Annotated in this window: 1 protein-coding gene; it reads right to left on the reverse strand. The window is 62.6% G+C overall.

What is annotated here, in order from left to right:
• On the reverse strand, window positions 1–333 hold a 333-nt coding region (locus ACTIEN_RS22315; protein ID WP_439525324.1), incomplete at its 3' end, for a hypothetical protein.
• Window positions 334–564: the final 231 nt, after the last annotated feature.

The following is a 564-nucleotide window of genomic DNA, read 5'->3' on the forward strand; positions in this document are numbered from 1 at the left end:
CAGGCCCGCCACCTTGGCAAGGATCGGCAGAAGCGCTGCGGGCGATCCGGCCCGCGCCAGAAGCGCGCGGCCGAATTTGCGCAGGAAGAGGACCAGCGCCACCTCGCCCGCCTCATAGGCGAGCTTCCAGTCCCAGGCACCGTCGGCATCAAAGCCACCAAAGGCGCGTTCCATCTCAACGCGCAGGCGCAGCGCGTCGATCTGGAAGCCTTGCGCCAGATCAGGCTGCAGCGCCTCGGCCACGCGTAAGACCGCAGCGGCCGTATCGGGCGACGGGATGGGAACAACAGGCGCAAGCGCGCGCATCTGAACAACAGGGGTAACATGGGTCATCGGGAAACTCCGGAATGAGGGACAGGATCAGGCCCGGACACCCTCTCTCGGGCACCCTCAGGCCTGATCTTTCCCAGCCCTCCTCAAGCTCTCAAAACCCCTGTGATTGTGATAGCTGACTTGCTTTTGTTCTCTCTATGTTCTATAATGAAAGACACGCCAGATAGGGAGACCGCCCCGATGGAAGAGACCACATTCGCCCTGCCCGCCACGCCCAAGCAGATCGCCTAT

The sequence above is a fragment of the Marivita sp. genome, from assembly GCF_051859345.1.
Lineage (GTDB): Bacteria > Pseudomonadota > Alphaproteobacteria > Rhodobacterales > Rhodobacteraceae > Marivita.